The organism is Paraglaciecola hydrolytica, from assembly GCF_001565895.1.
Lineage (GTDB): Bacteria > Pseudomonadota > Gammaproteobacteria > Enterobacterales > Alteromonadaceae > Paraglaciecola > Paraglaciecola hydrolytica.
In genome coordinates this window covers 251326-260331 of record NZ_LSNE01000002.1, presented here as the reverse complement: position 1 = coordinate 260331, position 9006 = coordinate 251326, and the positions used below count along the sequence as shown (strand labels likewise).

10 protein-coding genes are annotated in these 9006 nt (G+C 42.3%); all 10 read right to left on the bottom strand.

Annotated features, from left to right (window positions below; all coding sequences use genetic code 11):
* On the bottom strand, positions 1 to 749 hold a 749-nt coding region (locus AX660_RS01990), incomplete at its 3' end, for a FeoB small GTPase domain-containing protein (RefSeq protein ID WP_201027386.1).
* A gap of 89 nt (positions 750 to 838) precedes the next feature.
* Positions 839 to 1069: a FeoA family protein gene (locus AX660_RS01985; protein ID WP_068371704.1), complete on the bottom strand. Its 231-nt coding sequence runs from the start codon at positions 1067 to 1069 to the stop codon at positions 839 to 841.
* Between the two features lie 119 nt (positions 1070 to 1188).
* Positions 1189 to 2532: a class II 3-deoxy-7-phosphoheptulonate synthase gene (locus AX660_RS01980; RefSeq protein WP_068371701.1), complete on the bottom strand. Its 1344-nt coding sequence runs from the start codon at positions 2530 to 2532 to the stop codon at positions 1189 to 1191.
* Between the two features lie 107 nt (positions 2533 to 2639).
* Positions 2640 to 3380 carry an ATP-binding cassette domain-containing protein gene (locus AX660_RS01975; protein WP_068371698.1) on the bottom strand — a complete coding sequence of 247 codons (741 nt, stop codon included), beginning with the start codon at positions 3378 to 3380 and terminating at the stop codon, positions 2640 to 2642.
* A gap of 1 nt (position 3381) precedes the next feature.
* Positions 3382 to 4350: a FecCD family ABC transporter permease gene (locus AX660_RS01970; RefSeq protein ID WP_235594633.1), complete on the bottom strand. Its 969-nt coding sequence runs from the start codon at positions 4348 to 4350 to the stop codon at positions 3382 to 3384.
* A 3-nt stretch (positions 4351 to 4353) separates the two neighbouring features.
* A complete protein-coding gene (locus AX660_RS01965; protein ID WP_068371694.1) occupies positions 4354 to 4836 on the bottom strand; it encodes a low molecular weight protein-tyrosine-phosphatase in 483 nt (160 codons plus the stop codon).
* A gap of 179 nt (positions 4837 to 5015) precedes the next feature.
* Positions 5016 to 5741, bottom strand: coding sequence for a dethiobiotin synthase (gene bioD, locus AX660_RS01960; protein WP_068371691.1), 726 nt, complete (start codon positions 5739 to 5741; stop codon positions 5016 to 5018).
* A gap of 4 nt (positions 5742 to 5745) precedes the next feature.
* Positions 5746 to 6558: a methyltransferase domain-containing protein gene (locus tag AX660_RS01955; protein WP_068371688.1), complete on the bottom strand. Its 813-nt coding sequence runs from the start codon at positions 6556 to 6558 to the stop codon at positions 5746 to 5748.
* Entirely contained in the window at positions 6559 to 7755 is a 1197-nt protein-coding gene (locus AX660_RS01950; protein ID WP_068371683.1) for an aminotransferase class I/II-fold pyridoxal phosphate-dependent enzyme, read from the bottom strand.
* Entirely contained in the window at positions 7755 to 8906 is a 1152-nt protein-coding gene (bioB, locus tag AX660_RS01945) for a biotin synthase BioB (RefSeq protein WP_068371680.1), read from the bottom strand. Before bioB ends, AX660_RS01950 begins: the two co-directional genes overlap by 1 nt.
* Positions 8907 to 9006: the final 100 nt, after the last annotated feature.

Genomic DNA, 9006 nt, shown 5'->3' with positions numbered 1-9006 from the left:
TCACCAACTGCGGCTTCTACCGCATCCATCAATGGGCTCGCCCAAGTAAAGATACTTTGAAATAATAAAAACATAATGACCAAAAACATCAGGCCACCAAACATATTGTTCAACAAAAAATCATCAATTTTATTTTGTCTTTTCAGTACTACATCAGCGTGAATACCATAGCGGCCAGATAGTTCACGACTGATTTCTAATACAGGTCGAGGTGCGTCGTCATTTTTTAAAGGGATAAAATCTTGTGGATGTTTAGCCGCATCAATCAGTGCCAGTTTAAACTCATGTAATCCAATTAAGGTTTTGGCAGACATGGCATAAACCGCACAGCCAAGATCCTTTGCCAGTTCTGCCGTATCAATGTTGTGGCCAAAACGCTGTACTTCATCAATCATGTTCAGTGCAAAAATCACACCTTTATCATGTTGCTGCGCTAAATCTCTGACTTGCAAACCAAACACTAAACTACGCTCTAAACGGGTAGCATCGAGATTACATATTATTAGCGCTGTGTCATCGCTGTGCATGGCTTCATGCAGTTTTTCGATGGCAAGTTCTTCGTCGCGGGACAAGCTTTTTAATGAATAAGTGCCAGGAAAATCAACCATTTGATATTGGTCAAACTTGCCACTTTTAAGCTCAACGGTTACACCAGGAAAATTCGCGACTTTTTGACGCATTCCGGTCAATTGATTAAACAGCAGGCTTTTACCTGAATTGGGTTTACCTACCAGGATAATATTCTTCATTAACTACCTTAGGATGTGCACTACGTAATATTTTGATTCCACATAACACATGTGAACTGATTGATACAAAGAGGCTGTTCGAACCGAAACTAGGCAGCACTTATGTTAATACGGCTGGCAATGCTCTGTTCTAGTGAATAAACACAATCACCCAATTGCAAGACCAAAGGGCCCTTCATAGGACTACGACGCAAACATTGAATAACTTGACCTGCGGCAAATCCCATCTCATTTAATCGATGAAATATGGCAGGTAATAAAGTGGGATCTAAACTTTCGATAGAAGCAGACTGTTTATTTTTAAGTTCCCAGAGGGTCATGGCATTACCTTTAAAAGCATCACAAATGCAAATTATTCGCATTTATACCATTAAAGTGGCCGAGAGTGCAAACAATGACATCACACTCTCGGCATATTTTAACTAACCGTATTTAAAAATTATTTAGCTCTCAAGTGGTCTGCCACCAAGAAGGCCATTTCTAATACCTGATCAGCATTTAAACGAGGATCACATTGAGTTTTATAGGCTTGCGCAAGATCATCATCACTGATCTGATAAGCCCCACCAGTGCATTCAGTTACATGCTGACCGGTCATTTCCAAGTGAATTCCACCAGCATGTGTACCTTCAGCTTTATGAGCAGCAAAAAACTGCTGAATCTCACTTAAAATAGCATCAAAGTTACGGGTTTTAAAACCGCTAGACGCCTTGATAGTATTGCCGTGCATGGGATCTGAACTCCATACTACTTTACGCCCTTCTTGTTTGACTCGACGCAGTAATTTAGGCAAATTTTTCTCAAGGTTATCCGCGCCCATACGCGTAATCAAGGTAAGGCGACCAGCATCATTTTGCGGATTCAGCGCATCGATTAAACGAATAAGCTCATCTTCCCCCATGCCTGGACCTACTTTTACCCCGATAGGATTATGGATCCCTCGGAAAAATTCTAAGTGAGCATGATCTAATTGACGGGTACGCTCACCTATCCATAACATATGCGCAGAGCAGTTGTACCAATTGCCCGTTAAGGTATCGACACGAGTTAAGGCCTGCTCATAATTCAGCAATAATGCTTCATGAGAGGTAAATAAAGACGTTTCATGTAAGGTAGGGGTATTAACAGAGTTAATTCCCATCACCTTCATAAATTCCAAGGATTCTTCAATACGTTGCGCCAGATCTTTATAACGATCTTTAAGCGGATTATTGTCAACAAAAGCCATATTCCAACGATTCACTTCGTGTAAATCAGCCAAACCACCCTGAGCAAAAGCACGCAACAAATTTAGGGTTGCAGCTGATTGATTATAAGCCTCTAACATTCTTTGTGGATCAGGCTTACGAGACGCTTCGGTGAATTCAAAGCTATTGATGATGTCACCACGATAACTGGGTAAAGATACACCATCGATGGTTTCAAAATCACCTGAACGGGGTTTGGCATACTGGCCAGCCATACGTGCCACTTTGGTAACCGGACAACGACCAGCAAAAGTCAGTACTATGGCCATTTGTAGAATGACTTTAAAAGTATCACGGATTTTAGGCGCATTAAATTCATTAAATGATTCAGCACAATCACCGCCTTGTAACAAAAAGCCTTGGCCTTCTGCTACTGCGCCTAATTGCCTAAATAACTCGCGCGTTTCTGCGGCAAACACCAAGGGTGGATAACCTTTCAGTTTTTGCTCTACTAATGCTAAATGTTGCTGATCTTCGTACGTAGGTTGTTGCAAAATGGGTTTTGCACGCCAACTATCTGGTTGCCACTGGCTCACAATATTTCCTTTTAGGTTTCAATATAAAATAGCTCTGTATTTCCATAAAACACGAGCTGGAATAAGAAGTTAGTGGCAATGATAAACGAAAGCAATCATAACCTGTATTAATCTAGATAAGTTTGAAATATCTTATTGCCGGTGTGGTCAATTGCACATTGAATACCACAGCCAAATATGTGGCTTAAGGCTTGATTACTAATACTATCTAAAGAGCGTAAAGACTCTACAATCTGGCCCTTTTGCATTAACCAAATTTGATTGGCGTATTGCTGGCACAAGTTTAAATCATGATGATTTACGATAACTAGATTATTTTGTTGGCAAATTTGGGCCAACAACTGAAATAACAAATGCTGGTGTTTAAAATCCAAACCCTGATTGGGCTCATCTAACAAGACTAAGGCCTGTCCACGTTCAATGGCCGGCCAAACTTGTAACAACGCTCTAGCAACTAGTACTCGTCTGGCTTCGCCTCCGGATAATTGATTTAAAGGTCTTGGCAAAAAATCTTTTAATTCAAGTGCTTGTTCCAATTCCTCTGGTAAGCCATGTTGACCACTAAAAAAATGCAGTACCTCTGCGACACTCAGAGCAAACATGCTCTGTTGCTGCTGTTCTTGCAGACAACGAATAGTGGCAAGTTGTGGCAAACTATAGTGCTGCAAATCTTGCCTATTTAAGCGGACCATCCCCTTATCTAGGCTAAGTAAACCAGCCAAACTATGTAACAAGGATGACTTACCAGAGCCATTAGTACCCATTACATGTACAAACTGTCCTGCCTGCGCACTGCCACTTACATTCTTAAGTCGGTGTTTTATCTCAACGTGATTAAAATCTAGCATTTTATTTTGCGCCCCTAGTCATGCGCGCAATCGAATATAAAAATACCGGCCCCCCCAAAGTCGCAGTTAACATTGAAACGGGCAAACTAATGCCAATAACCCAACTCGAGACTAGCTCAACCCATAACAATAAACAGGCACCTAATAACGCCGAGGCAGGCAATATAAAACGATTATCGTAGCCAAAAAAGTTACGTAACAGATGCGGCACTAACAAACCCACAAAAGCGATTGAACCTGCCATTGATACGGCAGCCCCCACACTTAGGGCACATAACAACAACATTTTTCTGTGAAACCTATGTACATCTAAACCTGCTAGTTGAGCACTGTTATGACCAAAATAATACCAGTTCAATGCCCTGCCCTGACTCGCTAAATAGACGATTAATGGCAGAAGTAAAGGGATAGCAAACATCAATATTGGCCAATCAGCTTGGTGCAGACTGCCCATTAACCAAAACGTCAGATTGCGCATCGACTGAGCATCAGAAAAAAAGTGCAGCCACGCCACTATGGCACCACCGATAGTCGAAATAGCAATACCAGCCAGTATCACCGCAGAATGGTTATTAACTAACTTACGGGCTACTCCATAAATCAAAGCTGTAGATAAGATCGCGCCGACAAAACAACACAAAGGCAATACATACTGCACTATGTTCGGAGCGAGTTGACCACCTAATAACAAAAACACCGCCGCACACAAACTGGCGCCACTCGTAATACCAATAATGCCAGGATCGGCCAATGGATTATGCAATAACACTTGTAAATTCGCTGAACTTAGGGCCAAAGCAGAGCCGACTAAACAGGCGGTCAGTACCAAGGGTAGTCGCAGTTTTAACAGTATTTGTTGGTCGATAGGATCAGTGAAAGGCGCACTTAAGCCATTGAACAATAGTAGTAATGCACTGACTATCAGCATCACCACAAAAGCACTTAACCACAGTTTGGCAGAATGGTTCAAAAATTAAACCTTGCCAGCGCGAGTCTTTATTGCAGCTAAAAGTCCATCTGCTGCTAACTCGATCAAGTCTAGAACATACTCAAATCCGCGCTTACCACCATAATAAGGATCGGGCACTTCCTGTACATCAGAGTCAGTAAAAGATAAAAATAACGCTACTTTGTGTTGGTGTTCATGAGGACACAACTCCAACAAGTGACGTAAGTTTTCTTTATCCATAGCCAGAATATAATCAAATTTTTCAAAGTCTTCGATAACAACTTTACGACATTTCAGCCCTTTAAAGCTATAACCGCGCATTTCACCTACCGCTTGTGAGCGTTGGTCGGGTAACGCTCCAGTGTGATAACCCATAGTACCAGCTGAATCAATCTCAAAAGATAAATCGCTGTGTTTAACTTTTTCTTTGAATACCGCTTCTGCAGTTGGTGAGCGACAAATGTTACCCAAACACACAAACAATACTGAGGTAACGATGTTAGCCATCTCAAGATTTCCCAATTTTTTGATTACTTTTTATAACTTAGCATTCTAGCGCGCTATATTTTTGCGTCTAGTTAAAATATGCCACTACTTTTTATCTGGCTATACGCAAAATCAATGGAAATGCAGAACGGCGGCGAATGAGTGCAGCCAACAAACGTGCAGTTTCAAGGATGAACAACTTATAAAGCTAAACAACTTAGATCGATATAGTGTTGGGCATCTTCAGGTTTAGCTAATTGTGGAATCACCCCTATCAAAGGCGCGTTTAATAGACCTTTTAAGGATTCAATATTTTCACTTAAACATGGCATCGCAGGGTCCATGGTATTTGCCACCCACCCCGCCAATTTTAAACCATGTTGTCGAATACTATCAGCGGTTAAAATAGCGTGATTTAAACAGCCTAAACGCATACCAACAACCAAGATCACTGCTAAATTTTGCTGGGCCACAAAGTCAGACAAATAACTTTGCTCGCCTTGTTGGTTTAGTCCTAAGGGCAAACGCCAACCTCCCGCGCCTTCCACCACCACCACATCAGCTTGCTTTTGCAAAATATGGCTAAAACCTTGTTGAATACGCCCGATTGACATATCAACAATATTTCCACTATCTGCTGCTTTTTGAGCAGCAATGTGTGGCGCCATAGGTTCGGCCAAGGCCACGGGGTTTACTTCTGCATAGCTCAGCTCAAGACTACAGGCTTGTTGCAAAGCTAAAGCATCGTCATTTTGCCAACCTTCACTGGTAAGAGTACAGCCCGCCGCAACAGGTTTATAAGCCCCAGTTGTTAGTGCTTTGGCCTTTAAGGCACTTAATAATCCAACTGAAAAGAAAGTTTTACCTACTTCGGTGTCTGTCCCTGTTACAAAAAAAGCCCGACTGTTCGCGGCCAAATTGCCCATGGTTTTATCCTTTTAATTTAGTGCAATGTAAAAAAGCAATGTGGTAGGACAATGGAAGATGCCTATTTTCACCACTTTGTTGTAAATAAAGTGCCTCTAAGCTTGCTAAGGTCCGCCGATTAAATCCAACTTTGGTCACTAAATCTTGTCCGACTTGTGGTTTCATTAGCACATTCGCGCCAATACCTTTTATTGAGGCCAATAATGAGCGCAGATCGGCATGCCACGTTTGGTAAAATTGTGTTGTGAGTTTTACCTGTAGCCCACTATTTACCGCAGCTTGTTGCCAAACTTCAGGTGTAGCAAAATGATTGATATGTTGCTTACTATCCACCTGCGCCCAAACCTGCTGTAATTCAGTGAACGAACCATCACACATGACTGCTAATACTGCCTGCCCCTGCATTTTTAAAACGCGATTTATTTCAGACATAACCTGTAAAGGCGACTTACACCACTGCAATACCATGGAAGAAAACACCGTATCTAGCGATGCATCTAACAAAGCGAGTTGCTCTGCATCACCTTGTATCCACGTGATTGATTGATCATGACTGCCAGAACTGGCGTGTTTTAACATACCCAAAGCCAGATCCATTGCGATCACGTGTTCACTTTGTTGTGATAGCTGACGAGTAACCCTTCCGGTTCCACACCCAATATCCAATAAAGTATGGCACTGTAGTGGGAGTAATTTTTTAGCGTCAGCGGCAATTTCACCTTGCACTGTTGCTAAGTCATCATAGTGAGTTGCGGCCCGACTAAATTGTCGAGCAATACGGGATTTATAATTATCTACAGCTTGAACTTGTGGCATCTAAATATAGCTTTTTTTAAGGCTGCTGATAGCTAGGGAAAGGGCATCAACCAGGGCAACAATATCTCGCTCCTGATGAATGGCACTTAAGGTTAAACGCAATCTGTCAGTCCCTTTAGGCACTGTGGGGTAACGTATGGCAGAAGCCCAAATTCCCAGTTGTTTGAGTTTTTCACTCAAAGCCAAAGTAAGATCGGTATCACCAATCAATATGGGCTGAATAGCCGTATCGGAAGGCAATAATGGAATATTCACCGCCTTGGCAAGTTGTTTAAACTGCTGAATTCTGGTTTGCAACAAGTGACGCCTGTCAGGTTTAACATTAGCTTTCAGACTCTCTAAGGTCGCATGGGCTTGAGCTGCTGGCATCGCGGTGCTGTAAATATAGTGACGGGCAAAATTCACCAAATAATCAATCAGCTGCTCACTACCTGCGATAAAGGCTCCGGCTGTGCCAATCGCCTTACCAAAGGTGGCCATTAACACTGGTAATTTTTGCTGCGATAACTGATGCAATTCGCTAACACCTAAACCAGTTTCACCCAACACACCAAAACCGTGAGCATCATCAAGCATTAGCCACGCATCATGTTGTTGAGTAATGTTAAGTAGTTCCAGTATCGGCGCTTGATCACCATCCATACTGAATACGCCTTCAGTGGCAATCAGTGTATTGGTAGCTACGGCGGATTGGCTTCTTAATATGCTACTTAAATGCTGACAATCATTGTGCCGAAAACGTTTAAATACCGCATCACAAGCTTGTGCACCATCCACAAAAGAAGCATGCATAAGTTTATCAGCAACGATTAAATCCGTTGATTGGCGCGAGCCTGCGGAAAATAAAGCCTGACAAATGGCTTGATTAGCGGTAAAGCCCGAATTAAACAATAAGACCTTGTCACGCTTCAGCACTTTAGCTAAATAGACTTCTAACTCATGATGCGCTTGGGTATAACCAGTAACTAAAGGCGAAGCCCCGCTTCCCCCCGTATATTCAGCAATGCCGTCAACCCAAGCTTGAGCAACCACAGTTGAACGCCTTAAGCCCAAATAATCATTACTCGAAAAATTCAGGTAATGGCGACCATCAACTTGAATCATACAATCAACCGCTGATTCAATAATGTGTCGCGAGCGCCACAGCTTATCCTGCTTACGCTGGTTTAAAACACTACTGATAAACTCAAACGCCATTAATTAGTCGCTAGTTCTTTACGTGGCTTGCTGGCATCATAAAACAATTCGGCTTTTTGGTTTTGGCCGATTCCAGCACTTTTGATTTCATCCCTTGCTATTTCAGAGGTCTTAATTTCATCCAAGAGGGCTGCCTGATGGGCTTCATCAGAATATTCACGGGTCTGTTTGGCGTTAATGCCGAGTTTTTTAAACAGCATCACATCTTCATGAGTATCGGGGTTTGAGGTGGTGAGCAATTTACAGCCGTAAAAAATCGAATTGGCACCCGCCATAAAACACAGGGCTTGCATTTGTTCGTTCATGGCTTCACGCCCCGCCGACAAACGTACAAAAGACTTAGGCATGATGATCCGTGCAATAGCAATAGTACGAATAAACTCAAAATTATCCAAATCTTCGACTTTTTCTAATGGTGTACCTTTAACTTTAACCAACATGTTAATGGGTACACTTTCGGGGTGGTGTTCCAAATTAGCTAATTGCACTAACAAACCTGCTCTATCTGCAGCACTTTCACCCATACCAACAATCCCGCCAGAACAAACATTCATGCCTGATTCTCTAACATTTGCGAGGGTATCTAATCTGTCTTGATAAGTTCGAGTAGTAATAATGTCACCATAAAACTCAGGTGAGGTATCAAGATTGTGATTGTAATAATCAAGACCTGCCTGTTGCAAAGCCACAGCTTGATCGCGGCTTAACATGCCTAGCGTCATACAGGTTTCCATGCCGAGCTTTTTAACTTCTTTAACCATTTCGGTTACGTAGGGCATGTCACGTTCTTTCGGATTACGCCAGGCGGCGCCCATGCAAAAACGGGTTGAACCCGCTTGTTTGGCTTCTTTGGCACGTTGGATGACTTTTTCAATTTCCATCAAACGCTCTTTTTCTAAACCAGTATCATAACGAGCACTTTGTGGGCAATATTTGCAATCTTCAGGGCAAGCTCCGGTTTTGATCGATAACAGTGTGCTGACTTGCACATAGTTAGCATCAAAATGTTGACGATGTACTGTCTGGGCTTGGAACAATAAATCGTTAAATGGCAAGGCAAACAGAGCATTAACTTCAGCCACCGTCCAATCATGACGAATGGTTTGAATAGCAGCAGGTGATGAACTGGCCGAAACGGAAGAATTTGTCATAATAGTGCCTTTTAGATAAGCAAACTTTACATAGTGGACGAGCGCGCTTAGTCTATGTCGCGGCCGGACATTGTCAACCTTTTATCAATTTCAAACTTTA